At 42.9% G+C, this 18888-nt stretch carries 23 protein-coding genes and 1 tRNA gene; 8 read left to right on the top strand and 16 right to left on the bottom strand.

What is annotated here, in order from left to right:
• Nucleotides 1-107 precede the first annotated feature (107 nt).
• Nucleotides 108-503, bottom strand: coding sequence for a hypothetical protein (locus EWV60_RS03810; protein WP_002777927.1), 396 nt, complete (start codon nt 501-503; stop codon nt 108-110).
• Between the two features lie 414 nt (nt 504-917).
• On the opposite strand from EWV60_RS03810, the gene petN reads away from it, so the two are divergent.
• From petN to EWV60_RS03790, 4 genes are read left to right on the top strand one after another with little or no spacing between them, the layout of a single operon-like run.
• The gene (petN, locus tag EWV60_RS03805; RefSeq protein ID WP_012265708.1) at nt 918-1007 is read left to right on the top strand and encodes a cytochrome b6-f complex subunit PetN; all 90 of its coding nucleotides are present in this window, start codon (nt 918-920) and stop codon (nt 1005-1007) included.
• Between the two features lie 16 nt (nt 1008-1023).
• On the top strand, nt 1024-1167 hold the full coding sequence (locus tag EWV60_RS03800; RefSeq protein ID WP_002736416.1) for a hypothetical protein: 144 nt from the start codon (nt 1024-1026) through the stop codon (nt 1165-1167).
• Nucleotides 1168-1209: 42 nt separating this feature from the next.
• On the top strand, nt 1210-2463 hold the full coding sequence (gene sbcD, locus EWV60_RS03795; RefSeq protein ID WP_002777928.1) for an exonuclease subunit SbcD: 1254 nt from the start codon (nt 1210-1212) through the stop codon (nt 2461-2463).
• A gap of 53 nt (nt 2464-2516) precedes the next feature.
• Entirely contained in the window at nt 2517-3962 is a 1446-nt protein-coding gene (locus tag EWV60_RS03790) for a serine/threonine-protein kinase (protein WP_287231076.1), read from the top strand.
• Nucleotides 3963-3968: 6 nt separating this feature from the next.
• Here EWV60_RS03790 and EWV60_RS03785 read toward each other — a convergent pair whose 3' ends face one another.
• From EWV60_RS03785 to EWV60_RS03755, 7 genes are all read right to left on the bottom strand, one after another.
• Nucleotides 3969-4421, bottom strand: a complete 453-nt coding sequence (locus EWV60_RS03785) for an ATP-binding protein (protein WP_002756253.1) — start codon at nt 4419-4421, stop codon at nt 3969-3971.
• Entirely contained in the window at nt 4408-5403 is a 996-nt protein-coding gene (locus EWV60_RS03780; RefSeq protein WP_016516663.1) for an anti-sigma factor antagonist, read from the bottom strand. The genes EWV60_RS03785 and EWV60_RS03780 overlap by 14 nt, the downstream gene beginning before the upstream one ends.
• A gap of 114 nt (nt 5404-5517) precedes the next feature.
• Nucleotides 5518-6168 carry a DUF3318 domain-containing protein gene (locus EWV60_RS03775; protein ID WP_002756255.1) on the bottom strand — a complete coding sequence of 217 codons (651 nt, stop codon included), beginning with the start codon at nt 6166-6168 and terminating at the stop codon, nt 5518-5520.
• A gap of 313 nt (nt 6169-6481) precedes the next feature.
• The gene (locus tag EWV60_RS03770) at nt 6482-7111 is read right to left on the bottom strand and encodes a ribonuclease D (RefSeq protein ID WP_002735888.1); all 630 of its coding nucleotides are present in this window, start codon (nt 7109-7111) and stop codon (nt 6482-6484) included.
• Between the two features lie 156 nt (nt 7112-7267).
• Complete coding sequence (locus EWV60_RS03765; RefSeq protein ID WP_149106362.1) at nt 7268-8257, bottom strand: CAP domain-containing protein; 990 nt, start codon at nt 8255-8257, stop codon at nt 7268-7270.
• A 100-nt stretch (nt 8258-8357) separates the two neighbouring features.
• Nucleotides 8358-9605: a tryptophan synthase subunit beta gene (trpB, locus tag EWV60_RS03760; RefSeq protein WP_002756261.1), complete on the bottom strand. Its 1248-nt coding sequence runs from the start codon at nt 9603-9605 to the stop codon at nt 8358-8360.
• Nucleotides 9606-9850: 245 nt separating this feature from the next.
• The gene (locus EWV60_RS03755; RefSeq protein ID WP_287231051.1) at nt 9851-12421 is read right to left on the bottom strand and encodes a DUF3536 domain-containing protein; all 2571 of its coding nucleotides are present in this window, start codon (nt 12419-12421) and stop codon (nt 9851-9853) included.
• 259 nt (nt 12422-12680) lie between these two features.
• Between EWV60_RS03755 and EWV60_RS03750 the strand changes: the two genes are divergently transcribed.
• A complete protein-coding gene (locus EWV60_RS03750) occupies nt 12681-12815 on the top strand; it encodes a hypothetical protein (protein WP_287231049.1) in 135 nt (44 codons plus the stop codon).
• Here EWV60_RS03750 and EWV60_RS03745 read toward each other — a convergent pair.
• The 4 genes from EWV60_RS03745 to EWV60_RS03730 form a co-directional block, all read right to left on the bottom strand.
• A complete protein-coding gene (locus tag EWV60_RS03745) occupies nt 12790-13050 on the bottom strand; it encodes a Txe/YoeB family addiction module toxin (RefSeq protein WP_002777946.1) in 261 nt (86 codons plus the stop codon). The genes EWV60_RS03750 and EWV60_RS03745 overlap by 26 nt on opposite strands.
• Nucleotides 13031-13285, bottom strand: a complete 255-nt coding sequence (locus EWV60_RS03740; protein WP_016516668.1) for a hypothetical protein — start codon at nt 13283-13285, stop codon at nt 13031-13033. Before EWV60_RS03740 ends, EWV60_RS03745 begins: the two co-directional genes overlap by 20 nt.
• 202 nt (nt 13286-13487) lie before the next feature.
• Nucleotides 13488-13733, bottom strand: coding sequence for a DUF2442 domain-containing protein (locus tag EWV60_RS03735; protein WP_002737254.1), 246 nt, complete (start codon nt 13731-13733; stop codon nt 13488-13490).
• Nucleotides 13734-13737: 4 nt separating this feature from the next.
• Nucleotides 13738-13986, bottom strand: a complete 249-nt coding sequence (locus EWV60_RS03730) for a DUF4160 domain-containing protein (RefSeq protein ID WP_002736965.1) — start codon at nt 13984-13986, stop codon at nt 13738-13740.
• A gap of 104 nt (nt 13987-14090) precedes the next feature.
• Between EWV60_RS03730 and EWV60_RS03725 the strand changes: the two genes are divergently transcribed.
• Nucleotides 14091-14276 carry a hypothetical protein gene (locus EWV60_RS03725; protein WP_287231046.1) on the top strand — a complete coding sequence of 62 codons (186 nt, stop codon included), beginning with the start codon at nt 14091-14093 and terminating at the stop codon, nt 14274-14276.
• A gap of 120 nt (nt 14277-14396) precedes the next feature.
• Here the strand turns inward: EWV60_RS03725 and EWV60_RS03720 are convergent, their stop codons facing one another.
• Both EWV60_RS03720 and EWV60_RS03715 read right to left on the bottom strand, forming a co-directional pair.
• Nucleotides 14397-14729: an antibiotic biosynthesis monooxygenase family protein gene (locus EWV60_RS03720; protein WP_287231045.1), complete on the bottom strand. Its 333-nt coding sequence runs from the start codon at nt 14727-14729 to the stop codon at nt 14397-14399.
• A 375-nt stretch (nt 14730-15104) separates the two neighbouring features.
• A complete protein-coding gene (locus tag EWV60_RS03715) occupies nt 15105-15578 on the bottom strand; it encodes a hypothetical protein (RefSeq protein ID WP_287231043.1) in 474 nt (157 codons plus the stop codon).
• 147 nt (nt 15579-15725) lie between these two features.
• Here EWV60_RS03715 and EWV60_RS03710 point away from each other — a divergent pair.
• Nucleotides 15726-15797 (top strand) — tRNA-Asn (locus EWV60_RS03710).
• 51 nt (nt 15798-15848) lie between these two features.
• Here EWV60_RS03710 and EWV60_RS03705 read toward each other — a convergent pair.
• Entirely contained in the window at nt 15849-17108 is a 1260-nt protein-coding gene (locus EWV60_RS03705; RefSeq protein WP_287231040.1) for a M16 family metallopeptidase, read from the bottom strand.
• Nucleotides 17109-17111: 3 nt separating this feature from the next.
• Complete coding sequence (locus EWV60_RS03700; protein ID WP_016516672.1) at nt 17112-18389, bottom strand: M16 family metallopeptidase; 1278 nt, start codon at nt 18387-18389, stop codon at nt 17112-17114.
• 352 nt (nt 18390-18741) lie between these two features.
• Between EWV60_RS03700 and EWV60_RS03695 the strand changes: the two genes are divergently transcribed.
• Nucleotides 18742-18888 (top strand): transposase family protein (locus EWV60_RS03695; protein ID WP_287231072.1); only part of this gene is annotated, 147 nt, incomplete at its 3' end.

Here is an 18888-nt window from a genome sequence, read left to right as displayed (position 1 = left end):
TGAAAAGACAGTGGGAAACTGCCATTTAATGCTGCTCACTTAATATATACTGCTCACTGAAAACTTAAATCTGATAACTGATAACTGATAACTGATAACTGAGTCGGTTATTGACGCAGCTTAGTCAACTCTAAGAGCAGACGAGAGGATAAAAAACAGATAAAGCTCTCTCCCAGAAAGAGACTTAATTGCCCACTGTCAGCGAGCAAGTCTGTGGATAATTGTAGGGGAACTAGGCCGCGGACTAGGGCAAAAGCTGCTACTGTACCATCTTTGAGATGGGGATTATCGTCGTTACGGACGACATAACGATAGGTGACACCGAAGAGAAATCCGCTAATTATCGCCCCGGATATCTTGACAAAAGCGCCAATTACTGTAAGCGATCCCCCTAAAAATAGTCGATCAACAGTTAAAAATAGCAGATAGGGAACCAGGAAAGCCAGCGCCGAGATACTCCCCACCTGTATGGATTCGATTCTTTCCTTGAGCGTAATTTGCACGATCGCCTCTCTAAAACGGAGTCACTGATGAAGTATTATCGAAAATTTGGGTTGAAAACCTCGCCCTTTAGGGCGACTTTATGTTAGCATTAAATTGAGTCGTTGACTTTGGGAACGCAGGAAACAAGCGACACTCCGTAATCCCTAAATCTCTAACCATCACTGGTACAAAAGCTTTCATCGTAAGTCCACATGGTAAGAGCGAAAAACAATTAAATACTGTGGGACACACAGAAATTTACGCTTGGGGAGTAGTCTTTAAGAGTGCTTACCTTGTAGGTGTAGTCGGACTAGACATGAAACTGTAAGACCAAAATTAGCTTTGCTAGTAGCGGCAAGATTCAGCCCAAGAATCTCCGCACTTTTAGGGCGGAGAGTGTCAACTCGCAAGTAATTCGTTTAACAAAGGCAATTATGGATATTTTGACACTTGGTTGGGTTAGCATTCTCGCCCTGTTCACTTGGTCGATCGCCATGGTGGTTTGGGGTCGTAACGGTTTCTAGGTAATCTATAGATACCATGGAAACATCCTTGATTCTGAACACTCTCTTTCTAGTCGCCTTAATTCTCCTCGTTATCGTCAGTGGTGGCATTCTCTACCTGACGACTACAGAATGGCGCGATCGCCGTCGTCAAGATGGCGATAAAAAATTAGGAAAATAATCCCGAACAGGTGTACTTAATTACGCCTGTTTTTCCTTTACTATGATTAAAATACTGCACTTATCGGATATTCACATGGGGAGCGGTTTTTCCCATGGACGTTTAAATCCAAAAACGGGATTAAATACTCGTTTCGAGGATTTTATGGGCAGTTTAAGCCTCTGTATCGATCGGGCTATTGCCACCCCTGTGGATCTAGTGCTTTTTGGGGGAGATGCCTTTCCCGATGCCACTCCTCCTCCTTTTGTTCACGAAGCTTTTGCCAGTCAATTCCGTCGTCTTGCCGATGCTAATATCCCGACAGTGTTATTAGTGGGTAATCACGATCAACATTCTCATGGTAATGGCGGTGTCAGTCTCTCCATCTATCGTACCCTAGCGGTGCCGGGGTTTATTGTTGGCGATCGCTTGACCACCCATCGCATCACCACCCGCAACGGCGATATCCAAGTAATTACTTTACCCTGGTTAACCCGCGCCACTCTCTTAACCCGTCCCGAAACCGAGGGTTTATCCTTGAGTGGGGTAAATGAATTATTAATTAACCGTTTGGAACCGGTGTTAGAAGGAGAAATTCGCCAATTAGATACAAGTGTACCAACAGTTTTATTAGCCCATTTAATGGCTGATCGAGCTAGTCTAGGAGCAGAAAGACTTTTAGCGGTTGGTAAAGGTTTTACCGTGCCTTTATCGCTACTAAATCGTCCACAATTCGAGTATGTTGCCCTCGGTCATGTTCACAAACATCAAAATCTTAATCCTAGCAATGATCCGCCCATTGTCTATCCGGGGAGCATCGATCGAGTGGATTTTAGCGAGGAAAAAGAAGATAAGGGCTATGTTTTAATAGAAGTGGCTAAAGGAGAGGTTAAATGGGAATTTTGTCCTTTACCCGTGCGTCCTTTCCGTTCCATCGAAGTGGATGTTTCCGAGGCAGAAAACCCCCAAAAAGAATTGCTGAAAGCTCTCAAAAAACACGATATTCAGGAAGCAGTTATCCGCTTAGTTTATAAAATTCGCAGTGAACAATTAGAACTAATCAACACCAATCAGCTTGACGAAGCGTTAAAAACTGCCCATAGTTATAGTATTCGGGCGGAATTAATTAGTCAATTAACCCGTCCCCGTTTACCGGAATTAGGGGTGGGTAATCAATTAGATCCGATGGAAGCGTTAAAAGCTTATATCGATAATAAGAAAGATTTGCGCGATATTGTTGATGATATGTTAGAGGCAGCCCAGCTTTTATTAAATCAACAGCCAGAAATTTGGCTAGAGGAAGAAACCTCGATTTAGTTATCAGTTATCAGTTTACTGAAACAGCTTCCCTATCCCTGTTTGAACTAACAATGAGTTTATGTCTTAATCCCGATTGTCTATATAACAATAATCCTACAGATAAATTCTGTCAAAAATGTCGTTTTGAATTATTACTAAAAGATCGTTATCGTGCTATAAAATTAATTGGTCAAGGAGGTTTCGGTAAAACTTTTCAAGCAATTGATGAGGATAAACCTTCTCAACCTTATTGTGTGATTAAACAATTTTTTCCTAGCGCTCAAGGCAGTAATGCTCTCAAGAAAGCTGCGGAATTATTTAGAGAAGAAGCGATTAGTTTAGATAATCTCGGTCAACACCCACAAATTCCCTCGCTCTATGCCTATTTTACCGGCAATGATGGGCGACAATATCTTGTTCAAGAATATATTGAAGGACAAAATCTAGAACAAGAATTACAAAGCGAAGGAGTTTTCAATGAAGAAAAGATCAAACATCTTTTATTAGAAATTTTGCCAATTCTTGATTTTATCCATGCCAAAAGAGTCATTCATCGAGATATTAAACCAGCTAATATAATTAGGAGACCCAGCGATAATAAAATAATTTTAGTGGATTTCGGTGCCTCTAAATTTATAACCATTGCTAATCTTTCCCTGACAGGAACAGTGATCGGTTCGGCGGGATATATCGCTCCAGAACAAGGCAATGGCAAAGCAATTAATAGCAGTGATTTATATAGTTTGGGAGTCACTTGTATCTATTTATTAACGGGAATATCTCCCTTTGAATTATTCGATGTGAGTGAACATGAATGGGTATGGAGACAGCACCTGATTAATAATCCTGTTAGTGTTGAATTAGGCGAAATTTTAGATAAATTAATTGAATTTGGCACCAAAAAACGTTATCAATCAGCCGGGGAAGTCCTGCAAGAGTTAGCGGTAAAATTAGCCGTAGTGATTCCGCCAAAACCCCGATCACAGGACACAATTCAAGAAACGGTTTTATCAGTTTTTCCAGTTGCCACTAGGGAGGAAATTAACCTCAAAAGTGCCAAGGCAATTGATTACATCAATCTGCGGGATTTATTAGCGCAAGAAAAATGGCAAGAGGCAGATCAAGAAACGGCTAATTTATTTTTAAAAGTTGCCGATAGAACTAAAGAAAAATATCTTAAGATAGAAGATATAGATAACTTTCCCTGTGAAGATTTAGCCATTATCAATCAACTCTGGTTACAATATAGTCAGGGAAAATTTGGTCTATCTGTTCAGAAAAGAATCTATGAAAGTTTGGGAGGAAGCGGCAATTATGATCAACAAAAATGGAACGATTTTGGGTCAAAAGTCGGTTGGCGAGTTAATAACAAGTGGTTATACTACGATCAAATTACTTTCTCTCTCAAAGCACCCCCTGGACATCTCCCCACCCTTGTGTGGGGTGTGGGGGGTGGGATAATTCTTTTTTCTCGTCTGGAAACCTGTGCTATGGACAGAGTTTCTAGCAGGGGATAAATTGACTTAAAAACTTTTCTGGAGAATTAAACAGTTTCTCCCTTCGCCAGTGCGGATATATTGTAAAGTATCAGTAAGAGAACGCATCAAAAGTAATCCTCGATCGCTTTCCATTTCCAAAGGTGCGACGGGATCTTGTTGTGGAGAATCAAGTTTTGCTTGCAGATCAAAAGGTTGACCGTGATCCCATATTTTTATTTCTAGAGAATGGGACGAAAAAGTTAATTCTAGATCGATGGGTGTAGTTGGGGGTAAATTTTTGTGAGCGTAACGGACAGTATTAGTAAATCCTTCCGCTAAAGCCACCTTACACTGCCAAAGCACCGACTCAGGTAAAAAAGGGCAGCCGTGGGATTCAAACCATTGTAGGACTGGGATTAGAGCTGCCAATTCCGTCCGGACTTGTAGATGGAATTGAAGGGGGAAAGAAGGGGAAATTAAGACTTCAGAAGGCACCACTGTTTTTTTGAAAGAGAATCAAAATTGTTTTAAAAATCAGTCGTAGATCGTAGCTTAAACTCCAATTTTCTTGATAGCGCAAATCTAGTTGAATTACCTCTTCAAAATTATGCACCTGAGAGCGACCATTCACCTGCCATTCTCCCGTCATACCGGGTTTTACATCTAAACGTTGCCATTGGGGAACATCGTAGCGTTCCACTTCATCGGGGGTGGGAGGACGAGTGCCAACAAGACTCATTTCACCAATGATCACATTCCAAAACTGGGGGAATTCGTCTAAACTGGTGCGACGTAAAAATTTTCCTACCCGGGTAATCCGGGGATCATTTTTATTCTTAAAAAAAGCTCCCTGCGCTTGATTGGGGATTTTATCCCTGAGTGCTTCTGCATCCACACACATGGAACGAAACTTAAGAATATTAAATTGCTTTCCCAACCAACCGCAGCGGGTTTGACTAAAAAAAATCGGACCCGGACTATCTAACTTAATAGCGATAGCAATGGGGACAAAAATAACCCCCGTGATCAATAAACCCACGATCCCACCAACAAGGTCAAGACCGCGCTTTAACCAACTACGAATCGAGGGATGGGTTTTCAGTAGATGGTTTTCAGTGGCAGTAAAGCCATTTTCTTGGGGTGCTAGGGGGGGGGTTTGAAAAGTGAATAATTGATCTAGTCCCGTAATCGATAAAACCCCCATCACTGGGGGATGGACGTTAACCAGCACTAACTCGATATTTTCTGCCCTGGCCGCTTTGAGATTATGCACCAAAGCACCCACACCACTACTATCCATAAATTGAGTGGCATTGAAATCGAGAATGACTTTTTCGGGAGTGGGTGTTTGGGTGATGAGATGGTGAAAGATATCCTTGAACTGTAATGCTTCCAGGACAGTCAAGCGATCGGGTATCCGCAAAATGGGATACTCCATCGGAATGATCAGAAAACGCGTTTCAGGGATTTGGGAAGTCATCGACACAAAAAGATGATTTGATAGATGAACAAGGCCTGATGACCCACTTAAATGTTTACTACACTTTTCCCCAAATACCAATAGGCAATGTCACAGATTACCTGTGATTATCGGCTAACGAATCTCACCTAAAGGCGGACGGCCTTGAGTTTGGGATTTCGCTTTCGCCGCACTCTTCCTTAGGGCATCTAAACGGGTCTCATAACGCTTACGCAGACGACGGTTAGGTGTTTGTTCGATTAGGGTTTTAAAGGCACTGCCTAGGCTCTTGTAGGCGTTGGGAAGAGAATAACCGAAACGAGTGGCCAAGGCGATCGCTTTTTCATCGGCTTCGATCGCTTCTTTGAGAATTTTATCGCCATTATTTTTGCGCCAGAGACGATAACCAGAAATTCCGCACAATCCCATGGCCAAGAGCAATAATAAACCGTCCTGTACCCATAATTCCCCCACCGCACCACCTAAACCAATAGCGAGGGCGGCCATTTCCCAGCCTTCCCGGGGAATACTATCATTTTGAATCCTGGCCACTTCATGCCAAAAGAGCAAATTACGCTGATCAATGGCTAAATTTTCCCATTTTGCCAAATCTATCTGAATTTCTACCTCATCTCTGCCAATTTCTTCACAACGGATCAGGGGGGGGTTAATCTCTGTGGAACCTTCTACCGTTACCCAGCTTTGTAATTCTGGGGGTAGCAGGGTTTTTAGGCGCCGAAGTTCGCTCATTTCGGCTCGTGCAGAGGAGGCCGCATAAGATGTCATAGATTTTTTACCTATTCTCTACCAATGACGATGATTTCCATTTTCGATCATAGCGGTCTTTTTTCTGATCTTGGCAGCTTTTAGCCCTAGGAAGTATTTTCAGTGATCAGTGATCAGTCATCAGTGAGGGAAGTGGGAAGTGGGGAGAAACAATCCATAACTGGGTTTTTAAAGTTCGATTGGGAGTCAATCATACTAAGTAGGTGGGTGTTAAAAATTGTCAGATACCCCCTTATTAAGGGGGGATTAAGGGGGGATAAAAGACAAAATTTATCTTCTATTTACTTATTAAATAGACCGTAACTTTTGCTGACTAATGCTCAAATATATCTTTATACTGCTGTAAATCTAAAGCGGTGAAGATGGGGATACAACTAAAGCATTTTTGGGCTAATTCCCATCTTTCTTCTCTTTGCAGCATCACAATTAATTTATCTCGCACTGAGAGTAAATAGCGCACATCGTTGGCGGCATAACTCAGTTGTTTTGGGGTAAGATTAACGGCATTTCCCCAATCAGAACTTTGAGCGGTTTTGTCTAATTCTATGCCTTCTAATTCCTGCACGAGACTTTTTAAACCGTGACTGCTAGTATAAGTCCGAGCCAGTTTACTGGCGATTTTGGTACAGAAAATCGGTTGAGTCGCAATGCCAAAAGTTTGGGACAACTGAGCCACATCAAAACGGGCGAAATGAAAGACTTTTTCTATCCGCTCATCCTCCATGACCTTTTTGAGATTAGGAGCCTCTGTTTGCCCCCTAAAAATGCGAATAGCGGTGACAAAACCACTGGGATCACAGAGTTGAATTAAACACAGTCGATCTCGTCCTGGGATTAATCCCATAGTTTCTGTATCTACAGCGATCGAATTAACCCCTAGATAACGGGATAATAGGTCATCGCTTAAATCTCGATCGCACACTTGAAAATTGTCTAAGTTCATATAGTTAGCAGATAGGAGATAGGAGATAGGAGGGAAATTTGTCATGCTTTTGCCTATCGCACGACTGCCTTTATTTCCCTGATAACTGATAACTGATAACTGATAACTGATTTTAAAAACTGATAATTAAATTTAAATATCATCATGACCATTTTGTCAACGCTTTTTAACAAAAAGTTGTGTAAAATAATATTCACCAGCATTATTTTTAGCGATACCGATACCGGTAATATTATAATCACCAACCATATTTTTTTGATGACCAGGACTATTAATCCAACCCTTGACGGCAACAGCAACGGGGTCAGGATATCCCTTCATAAAAGCCAAGTTTTCGCCCATTTTTTCTAAAGGAATCTTCCTTTGTACTGCCTTGACTCTTCCCTCAAAACCATCATGACTAAAAGGAGCCTGTTTATTGGCCATTTTTTGACTAAATAAGCGCGCTTCATGACTAATACGAGCATCGAGACGTAGGGGCGGTAAATTTTGAGAAATTCGGTAGCGATTAACTTGATAATTAGTGTTTTCTTCGAGGGTAATTAAAAAAGATTGATTCCCGATAGAATCGTAGCTAAGGGGATTAGTAGAAACGGGAGCGGATTGACGTTTTAAAAATATTTGAGTAAAGTACAATTTTCCTTGATTATCCGTCGCTACTCCAATCCCAGTACTATCAAAATCTCCCTTCATATTTTCCCGATGACCTTGACTTTTAATCCAACCATCCACAGCAATCATTACTGGGTCATCATAACCTTGATTAACTGCCAGATTTTCCCCCACCGCTTCATAGGGAACCGAAACGCCAATAGTTTGCACTCTTTTGTCAAAATCTTGATGACTAAAAGGAACTAAACCCGCGGCCATACGTTGGCTATGTAATCTTGCTTGTTGCGAAATTGTCCGATTTAACAGTAGGGGAGATAAATTGCGAGATTGACGATAGCGATTGACCTGTTGATAAATTTTATTCTCTAAAACAAGTAAAGTTGCCGCATCTAAAGGAGAGGGAGAAGGAGAGGGAGAGAAAGATGGTACAAGTTCCGTAAAAGAGCTATAGTTTAAGGCACTACAGGCCATTAAACTTGTCGATACAAGCATCAAAATTCCTAACTGATAACCCTTCTTAAAAGAACTTTTCATATTAAGCTAGTCTAGAACAGAGAATAGGTCAAAATGAATATAAAATTTAGATGCACAATAGCTGTCCCTCTGATAACTGTTAACTGATAACTGCTCACTGTTAACCATTCATCGATAAATATTTAGCCACCGATTGCACATCTTTATCACCCCGTCCAGAGAAATTAATAACAATGCGAGGACTACCACTTACTTGCGGGCAAAGAGTTTCTAAATAAGCTAAAGCGTGGGCAGTTTCTAGGGCCGGAATAATCCCTTCTAAACGGGAAACTCGTTGAAAAGCTTCTAGTGCTTCCTTGTCGGTAACACTGTAATATTCGGCGCGACCACTATCTTTTAAAAAGCTATGTTCTGGCCCGACTCCGGGATAATCTAAACCGGCACTAATGGAGTGGGCCTCGATAACTTGACCTTCGCTATCTTGTAATAAATAACTCATGGCCCCATGTAAAACCCCCGGTTGACCTTGGGTAAGGGTGGCGGCGTGTTTTCCGGAAGCGATACTTTCCCCTGCGGCTTCAACACCAATTAAACGCACGGCAGCTTCTTTAACAAACTCATGAAATAAACCCATAGCATTAGAACCACCCCCCACGCAAGCGAGGAGAATATCCGGTAAACCGCCCCATTTTTCCAGACTTTGCTGACGAGTTTCCTGACCAATAACCGCATGAAAATCGCGTACCATCATCGGATAGGGATGGGGACCGGCCACAGAACCGAGGATGTAGTGAGTGGTTTCCACATTTGTTACCCAGTCGCGAATCGCTTCCGAGGTGGCATCTTTCAGGGTTCCCGTCCCGGCGGCCACGGGTTGCACCGTTGCGCCAAGCAGTCTCATGCGGAAAACATTGAGTTCTTGGCGTTCCATGTCGTGAATTCCCATATAAATCACGCATTCTAGACCAAAACGAGCGCAAACCGTAGCGGTGGCCACGCCGTGCTGTCCTGCCCCGGTTTCGGCGATAATTCGCTTTTTACCCATGCGTTTGGCTAATAAAACCTGACCAAGGGCGTTATTAATCTTGTGGGCCCCGGTATGGTTTAAATCTTCCCGTTTTAGGTAAATTTGCGCCCCAGTACCGTCCGTTTTGGCATAATGGGCGGTGAGACGTTCGGCAAAATATAAGGGACTAGGTCTGCCGACGTAATCCTTGAGCAGTTGATTTAATTCTTCTTGAAAATCGGGGTCGTCTTTATACTGATTATAGGCCGTTTCTAGTTCACTTAAGGCTGGCATCAGGGTTTCTGGGACGTATTTGCCCCCGTAGCGTCCAAAACGCCCAAAAGCATCGGGATACTGGGTTACTGTGCTGGCTGAGGCGGTATAAATCGGCGTGATAGTCATGTAAACCTTCGATGAGAGACTTATGATCCATTATAAATCTAAGGGTTTAGTCTCTGGGTTAACCTGAGTTCTAGGGCAATCATCACCTAATACTAAATCCGTTGAGTATAGGCTATATATCAGGACGGGCAAAAGGCAAGAGGCAAGGGGCAAAAGGGGGAATAAATAATCAGTTTTTAATAACCGGATTTAGTATAACCCACTTAATCATTAAAGGGTGAGCATTGCCCACCCTTTGACTGATTTCACAGCCAAATACTCACATCAACTTTTAACACCTGTCCTAATAGTAATAACCACTTTAATTGAGTCATCGGCCAGGGACAGGCAGCACCTATTAAATTAGACCGCAAAGAATTAGGAACTAGACGATCATGGAAATAATAATAGTATAACTCCTGAGAGCGATCGAGGGATAATCCTAGCTTTAATTGTTGGCTAACTTCAATTAAACGGGTGATTAGGCGAGTATCCTCCTCCGCCGTTAAAGGATCACCATCGTGTAATAATTTCCCAAGAGATTGCCAGAGCAGACTTTCTAAGATTTGACGCGCTTCGGGGATGTTTAATTGACAGTGTAAATGATTGGCTTCCTTAGCAATAGCAAATAATTGATCGAGATTATTCTCCGTCACTTGCCGATGCTCAAAATCCTTTTCTAGGGCATTAATCACCTGTAAACAACGGTGAGAAATGGCAATATCGGCCGCTACCTGTAACTCTGGAGGTACGGGCAGCTCATCCCGTTGGAAAGCCGCTAAAATGCCGTAATTATCCCGATAAACTTGGGTGTATAATTGATCGAGACGTTTTTTAGTTTCGGCTGTCACCTTCTGCATGATTCGGTGTCTTTCATCGGCAAAAAGATGGGGTAACGCAAAGAAGTTTTCTCCCAATCCGCGCCCCATTTCTACGATCATGGTCGAAACACTGGCCTGTTGTAAAGATTCAAAGAGATGATCCTTAAGATTGGTATAGATTAACCGACTGTTAAACGGTTGAATGCAGCAGTAAAAATCCCAACCTCCTAAATGTAGAACAGCAAAGACAAAATGTTCACTTTCTTGGGTAATTTCCGAGGTTAATTCCACCTGTCCCACCGCTAAAGTTAAAGACCCGATCGCTTGTTTTTGATAATCTAATTGACGGGCATTGTAACAATAAATCCGATGATGACTGGGATAATTGGTAAATAGAGAACTAATGGCGTAATGGGCCGCCACCCGTTCCAAATCGACCCGCGCAGAAGTGACCAATTGTCGATAGACATCGGCCCCATCTTGATATAACTTAACGTTACTGGGGGCGAAAGCTAGACGACTGAGGAAATTCATTTCTAATTGAATTCCGGCCACTTCTCCAGCTAATTCCAGGGCCCGGCCAGCATATCTCAAAATTTGCGTACCTTCAGGTCGAGAAATTTCCTCAAAAAACCAGCCACAACTGGTAAACATCAATAAAGCTTGTCTTTGCATTTCTAATAAACGCAAAGCATCGATTTTCTCGCTTTTACTCAGGGTACGACTTTGATGCACAGCCAGGAAATGTTCGATCGCGTCTGGGGATCGATCTAAAATAACTGCAATGTAGTCATCCCTTGTCTGCCAAGGATCGCGGAAAAATTCCTGTCCTTGAATCTCATAGACCTTAATCAACTCATCTCTGAGCCAATTTAGGGACTCCCGCAGGGGTTTACGCCATTTTTGCTGGTAATTTCCCCCTCCCCCGCAACCACAGTCATCCTGCCAACGATTTACGCCATGGACGCAACTCCACGCGGTCACGGGTTTTAATTCCACTTCCCAAGTGGGGGGGCAAATACTGAGATAATGGGCGAAATTGGTGACTGTCCAGCCGTTTTTAGGGAAAGATTCCGTAAAAGCATAGCTAAGACACTTCTCTGTCCCCTGTTTGTGGTGGCCGAAGGTTTCCCCATCGGTAGCGACGCTGATTAACTGGGAGGGACGATGATCCCCTTTAATTGCTTGTCCCAGACGACCGACGAGAAAATCACTGCTGGCTAGGACATCATTAAAGCCCATATCGCGAGAAATTGGACCATCGTAGAAGAAAATATCCAGATAACGACCATCGGGGATGTAACAGCGATAGGGACGGGTGGGATCGATTTGACCTCCGGCCACCGCGTGCCATTGGGGATGGGGATCATGGTCGCTAGGGAAAGGACGACAGCGCAGGGCCTGGGAAGGGGCTAAAATGGTGAATTTAATCCCCTCATCGATTAAAGCTGTCACTGTGGCTAAATCAATGGCTGTTTCTGCTAACCACATTCCCTCGGGATCCCGGCCGAAACGGTGCTGAAAATCGGCTTTTCCCCAGCGAATTTGGGTGTATTTGTCCTGTTTGTTGGCTAGGGGCAGAATGATATGATTATAGACCTGGGCGATGGCGTTACCATGACCGTTTAAGCGTTGACAACTTTTTTGATCCGCTGCCAGGATGCGTTGATAAACTTCGGGATCATGGGATTGCATCCATGACATGAGGGTGGCCCCGATGTTAAAGCTGAGATATTCGTAGTTATTAACTATTTTGAGCACTTCCCCCCGGTCATTGTAAATGCGCGCAAAAGCATTGGCACGATAACACTCGTGATGGATGCGTTCATTCCAATTGTGGAAGGGATGGGCGCTCGGTTGCCGTTCAATTCTGTCTAGATAGGGATTTTCTCGCGGTGGTTGGTAAAAATGTCCGTGAACCGTGATATAAACTCCGTGAGCGATTTTTAGGGGATCAACCCCCGTGTCGGTATAGGAATAAAAGGTTGTAGAAGGATTTTCAACAAGATAAGTCATAGAAATGCCTAGAAAATCGGTTTTTTTGAGCGAAAATAGCTGTAGAATGTAGCGACCTGATGTTTTAAAAAACTGAAAACCTTACCGTTTTTTACGGACTCGGTGTCACAATATCATATTTTGCGTTCCTAGCAAAGCTAGGGTTAACAATTCGCAACTTCTCTATACACAGCCCTCAGTAATACTAAATCTTGTTACAAAATCTAGCTTTTCCCAGTAGGCTGTTGGCTATTGCCATCGGCGTTCTACCCTAAGATAGATGCGATCGCTCTTACCCCTGCCCCAAAAGCGATCGCCAGTGACGTTCCTATCCCAAGCAATGGCAGTTTTAAAGTTTAATCAAGAAGATGACAGCGATCGCATTGAGCCTAGTCATAATGAAATTTACAACTGATAATAATAATTTCTGTTTCTGTAATTTTATAAACTAAGCGATGTTCATCATTAATACGTCTTGACCAATAACCCTTGAGTTGATGTTTTAAGGGTTCGGGTTTGCCGATTCCAGAGAAGGGATGGCGCAATATATCATCAATTAAATCAACGATTTTTTTATAGAGTTTTTTGTTTTCTATCGCCCATTCATTGAATTGTTTAAAAGCTTTTGGATCAAATACTATATTTTTCACGCCATTCTTTTACAGTAATTGTCACTAAGTTTTCTTTCTTTTCTATTCTGTCAATAGCTTCGGATAATTCACGCTGATTGGCTTCTGTTGAAAGAAGATATTCGGTTGTATCGGGTTCAGGATCAGATACTAAAATAATGATATCCACATCTGTTCCTTCTTCTAGTTCCGCAGAATAAAGCTCTATTTTTCCTTCTCTACCAACAATTCCTTTCTGTTTAATCGCTCTAATCATGATTTTTTCTCTTAAGATGTCAAACAATTATGGCTATTATATCAAAATCAGCATGAGTTAGAACTAATGAAAAAAAAGCGATCGCCATTCCCCAAAAATTGATCCTTCCCAAAGCGATCGCCCTTGGCGTTCCCATCCCAAGCAATGGCAGTTTTAAAGTTTAATCAAGAAGATGACAGCGATCGCACTACAAGATCGGCAATCATAGTTCAATTCCATTGATCCAAATTTCATACTCGCTTATATCAACTTCATCATTCCAAACGATTCCGCTACCTGATGGATCAAGTTGAAAGTTTTTAAAGAAAGCATAGTTTTTAAGGGAAGAAAACATCGTTTTTTCTAGTAGATTTTCACAGTTATATTTTCTAGCTTGATGATTAGAAAAATGCACCAATAGAGTATAATTTTCAATGATTTCGGCTGATGTTATTTTGGGATAAAGCATTGTTTTATTTCAAAGGTGGTAATTTATTAAATTCTTGAGTGTTCCACATTTTCAATAATTCTGATTGATAGATTGTTGCCCATTCTACAACCATTTTTGTGGCTCTATTAGGTAAGTCTCCTTCAATGATTTCTAAGGTTTCCAGATTAAATAGGGCGTTATATTCTCCATAAATCGCATGAAAATGGGGAGGTGGATGATCGGCAAAAAAGATTTTAATGATAATTCCATAAAATCGAGTAATTTCTGGCATAAATCTATTTTTATAAGTCTTGCTTTATGACAAAAATATTATAACAAAGCTTGTTGGGTTTTGTTACCTCGACCTAAACGACAAGATCAGCGATCTGCTACGCAGTGCCTTCGGCATCGCCTCTCCTTATCCCCAAAGAGCGATCGCCAGTGACGTTCCTATCCCAAGCAATGGCAGTTTTAAAGTTTAATCAAGAAGATAACGGCGATCGCACTACGTTCTTCGGCATCGCACTTCACAGTTTCAATCAATGTGCATGGTGCGTTCCCAAAAATCGATCTCTGGAGTAGCAGGACTTGCATTAGCGAACGCACCCTACGGCGATAGCTGCTGCTTTCTGCTACGGGTAATGTATGTATAACGTTGGCAATCAGCGGCTCGCGACCTTGGACGATCCACACCGCCCGATTTTATCGCGAGTCCGCTGCATTGCGTTGTTCGCCGATGGGAGAATCGTCAATCCGGTAGTGCTCTACGGACAGCTTTCTTCCGAAAGCCTCCATACCGGCGGGAATCACTGGTGTGTTCCATTCCGGCCCTGCGAAGGCGACCAAAGCATCTTCGTCGCGCCATCGGGTGATCATGGAATACGTGTTGGGCGCCCATCGAGTAGGCATCCCAATCTCGCACGAAAGATTGCCGGTGGCTCGCGTGACTGCATCGACGGACAGGGAGCGAAACCCGGCCTCAAAAGCGGAACGGGTTGATGGATCAATCTCGACACGAAAGATGCGAAGAATCATGGCTGGTTGGCGAACTACATATTATACAGAAACTTTCTGTCTAACACTCTCCAGAGTAACGATAGGTGGAAACTTTCGGCATATTCCCCCATTTTAGCGCAATCGCCCGAACTTTTCCCCATATCATACCCAAGAGCTTATTAGCCAGATTAAACAACCTCTTTTAAGTGGATTCCTAACAACAAGCTGAAATAAAATAGACTTTTCGGGAAGTGTAGCACTAATTCTTCAATCCACCCCACAATTACCTAATTTTCGGGGAAAAAGTGCCTAAATTTTGCCACTGATCGCTCCTGTGTCCGACACTTTTTGATGAACAAAAAAGTCTAAAAGTTTTATCCAACAAGGTTTTTAGCTCTATTCAGCCAACCCTATTTATTGGTGTACTTGCAAATGAAGGACATAATGACCTAAAATCAGGTTATCTGACCATAATTCGTACTCTAGACGCAAATATTCGGGGAAATTATCCCCCTCTAATTGGAGACTACGGGTATAGTTGCGGAGGCGAAAAGCGTAACCCGGTTGAGGACTTTCGGCATTTAACCAGTAGCGACTGACACCAAAAACCCCTTGCTCCCAAAAATGACGATAGGCGAATTTTCCCTGGCCCTGCATGGTCATAATTACCCGGTTGGCCGAAATTTCCAGCCAAATTAACTTATTTTGATTATTTTCGGGTTTAAGTGTCTCTATTTCTGCGAGAGCCACCGGGGGTTGATTGAGGAGAAGATGAAACCGGTGGCGATCCTTTTGGTAGAGGGTAGCGGCAGTGTCTAAAGAGGAGAGGATGGGTAGATCTGTCGAGAGCAGACAGAAGGAAACGGGACGGCGGTGATGGGCAAGCATAGACTAGACTTAATGGTGTCCTTATCTCCACAATAGTGGATTCTCTGCCCACCGCTACCGGCACCGGAAATTTTTTTGAGAAAAAATCTAGAAAACACTTGCATTATTGAGGGACTTATGATTATAATTATTAATTGTGAGTAGCCTTCCTCGGTAGCTCAGTGGTAGAGCGGTCGGCTGTTAACCGATTGGTCGTAGGTTCGAATCCCACCCGGGGAGTTAATCAAAAATAGCAGCGGCAATAGTTTTTATTGCCGCTTTTTGATCTTACTAGAGAATTTCAGCGATCGCATTTTCTGGGCCGACTAAAGAAATGTAAGGATTTTGAAAATATTTACTGGCTACCGATCGCGCTTGTTCGGGAGTAATCTGATTAATAGAATTCAGGAAAGTGCGATCAAATTCAATCCCCAAACCTAAGCTTTCATACCAACCGTATAATTGAGCGATTTCGGCGTTAGTTTGTTTACCGAGAGCATATTGACCCAATAACTTATTTTTAGCTGACTGTAACTCCTCCTCACTCAAAGTTACTTTATATAACCTTTCTGCTTCCTGACGCAATCCCGACAGGGCCATGGCTGTGTTTTGGGGTGCAGTTCCCATATAAATGACAAATTGGGAAGAATCGAGACGGGTGGGATAAAAAGCAGAAACATCGTAGGCTAATCCCCGTTTTTCTCGCAATTCCACGAATAGACGACTAGATAACCCATTCCCCAGATAGGTACTCAATAATTTTAAAACCGCATAATCATCCTCTTGCACAGAAGAGCCGGGATATCCTAACATAACGATCGCCTGTTGACTAGCTTGGACGGTAGTTAAACAGGTGGGCTGAAAATCAAAAGCGGCCGGGGGTAAACTAGATAAAGGAAGATCGGGAATTGACCAACTCCCAAAAATTTCCGTCACTGCTTTTACTGCTTGCTCTAGGGTAATACGGCCAGAAAGACTAATTACCAGGTTATCGGGACGGAAAAAGCGACTATGATAGGCCAGCAGATCATCCCGTTGCAATTGAGAAACCGTTGCCTCCGTACCCAATAAAGACATACCATAGGGATGATCCGGGTACATAGCGGCGCGTAATTGATTAAAAGCCACATTAAAAGGCTGTTCCAATTGAGAGCGAATGCTTTGACGGGTGAGATTTTTCTCTAATTCGATTTCTGGGGGTGGAAAACTGGGAAAACGAATAATTTCCGCCGCTAGACGCAATATATCTAAAAAATCCTTGGTAACGGTCTTTAAACTAACCACAAAATAATCAGTCCCCGTGTCTGCACTTAAACCGGCCCCCGTGGACTCAACGCGATCGGCAATTTCTAGGGAAGATAACTTTTCTGTACCTTTGGTGAGCAGCACGGCTAAAAGACGAAATAAACCCGCTTTTTCGGTTTTTTCCCAACGAGTACCCGCATTTTTGAGAAAAATCCTCCCTGCAACTAACTCCACGGCCGTATTTTCCACCACTAAAAGAGTGATGCCATTTTCTAAGGTTAAGCGGTGAATGGGAGAAGCGGACATCGTTTATTCACAGGGTTGCATTATTGTAATAGCATATCGCTCCGGGGAGAGATACTGACGAGCCAGACGTTGTAGATCTGACGGTTGCAAACTTTGGATAACTTGGGGATAGATCGTGGCTAGGTCGGCAGCTCTCAGGGTTTGATAATATCCATAGAGTCCGGCTAATTGGCCCGGGGTTTCTGTGGAGAAAATATAATCGTTAGCTAATAACTGTTGAGTGCGGTGTAATTCTGCGGGGGTGACGGGATCATCGTGCAGATATTGGAGATGTTCACAGATAATGCCTTCAATTGTCTCAGTTTGTGAGCTAGATAGCCAAGCGCCGATGGTAAAGAGACTGGAATCTCGTTGCAGGGAAAAATTACTGTTAATATCGAGGACGATTTGCGCTTCTTCCCGCAGCTGTCGCACTAACCGCGAACAGCGTCCCCCAGCAAGAATTACCGAAAGCAAGTCTAATCCAAAGGCATCTTCTAGACGATCGCATCCCGGTCCCATCCATCCCATCAAGAGGCGACAATGTTCTAGGTGGGGTAAATATACTTGGGAACGACGAATTTCGATCAGGGGGGGTTCGGCAGCCACTAGATGGGGGGGAGATTCCGAGGGGACGGGAAATTCCCGAAAAGATTGCCGGATAATTTCTAAAGCTGGTTGGGGTTCAATTCCCCCGATAATCGCCACACACATATTTTCTGGTTGATAATAGGTGCGATGGAAACAGCGCATTTGATTGGGGGTTAATTGCTCTAAACGGGGTTGATCGCCTAGAATAGAGCGTCCGTAGGGATGGTTTTGATAGATACTTCCGCAGAGGGTTTGGTAGGCAATCCAATCGGGATCATCATAACAGGCGCGTAATTCTTCTAAAACTACATCTTTTTCCCGATAGAATTCCTCATCGTCAATCTCAGCATGGAGGAGAATTTCGGCCAGATGGGGTAGGGTATGTTCAATTTGGTCAACACTGGTGGTGAGATAGAAGTGTGCATAGTCGTGACTGGTGGCAGCGTTGGTCATGCCGCCACAATTTTCGATTAAATAGTCAAAGAGTCCGGGGGGAAGTTTTTTCGTCCCCTTAAAGATCATGTGTTCGAGAAAATGGGCCATACCTAACCATGGGTCGGGTTCAGCGATCGCACCTGCTTTAACCCACACATCTACTACCACCACAGGAGTCACGGGTAAGTACTGATGAATTACGGTTAAGCCGTGATCTAATTGCCATACCTGAGCGGGAAAAGAACTCGTTTGACACTGCGCTATCGACTTGATCAATGTCCGTTAACCAGATTTTTTGTTAAATTCTATACCTAGGTTATCTTATTCTCTTGCCTGTGCAACCATTAAAAAACTTTTGTCATGATTTCTAGATAATTCCGCCAAATATCGGCTATCTTGAAGCCATCAGGAGTCAGGAGTCAGTAGTCAGGAGACTCCGAGACAGGAGATTATTTTATTTATTCTCCCCACACCCCACACCCCACACCCCAATTCATAATTCATAATTCATAATTCATAATTCCCCCCCCCACACCCCTAGGGCTGTTTCATTCTCCCATCAGAATATCAAAAGTAAAAGCGATCACTATCAGGTAAAATGAGGAGTGACCGCCAACCTTTCAAATATATGTTGAGCTTAATAGAAAAACTAAAAAAAGTCAAGGACTTTCGGAAAGATAAAGGAAAAAGACACCCTTTATGGATAGTATTAGTAGTAATAATACTGGGAACGATGCTAGGATACTCAGGTTATAGAGAGCTAGGAGAGTTTGCT

It is taken from the genome of Microcystis sp. Msp_OC_L_20101000_S702, from assembly GCF_007095705.1.
Classification (GTDB): Bacteria; Cyanobacteriota; Cyanobacteriia; order Cyanobacteriales; family Microcystaceae; genus Microcystis; species Microcystis ichthyoblabe_A.
Note: the sequence above shows the minus strand (reverse complement) of the source record. Positions and strands in the feature narration are given on the sequence as shown.